Source organism: Acinetobacter psychrotolerans, assembly GCF_048552595.1.
GTDB lineage: Bacteria > Pseudomonadota > Gammaproteobacteria > Pseudomonadales > Moraxellaceae > Acinetobacter.
This window is the reverse complement of record NZ_JBIMDK010000084.1, coordinates 1-249: the sequence shown is the minus strand read 5'-3', so window position 1 is coordinate 249 and position 249 is coordinate 1. Positions and strand designations below refer to the sequence as shown.

General features: G+C 38.6%; 1 protein-coding gene. It reads left to right on the top strand.

Annotation, left to right across the window (positions count from 1 at the left end; translation table 11 throughout):
* On the top strand, window positions 1-249 hold a 249-nt coding region (locus ACG94X_RS16930), incomplete at both ends, for a metallophosphoesterase family protein (RefSeq protein ID WP_419384819.1).

The following is a 249-nucleotide window of genomic DNA, read 5'->3' as shown; positions in this document are numbered from 1 at the left end:
ATCGTTATTTAAAATATATGCAACAATGTGGCGTAGATTTCTATCATATTCCAGGAAATCACGACAATCTGAGTTTCTTTCCGTTTCACACTCCTGAACCAGGTCCCACTGTGATTGAACTCGGTCAATGGGTTTTCGTTTTGCTCAATAGTGCGGTTCAAGGTCAAACAGATGGTTGGATTCAGACTGAACAATTACACCATTTACAACAGATTCTTTTAGAACATTCTGACAAGCATGTTGTGATTG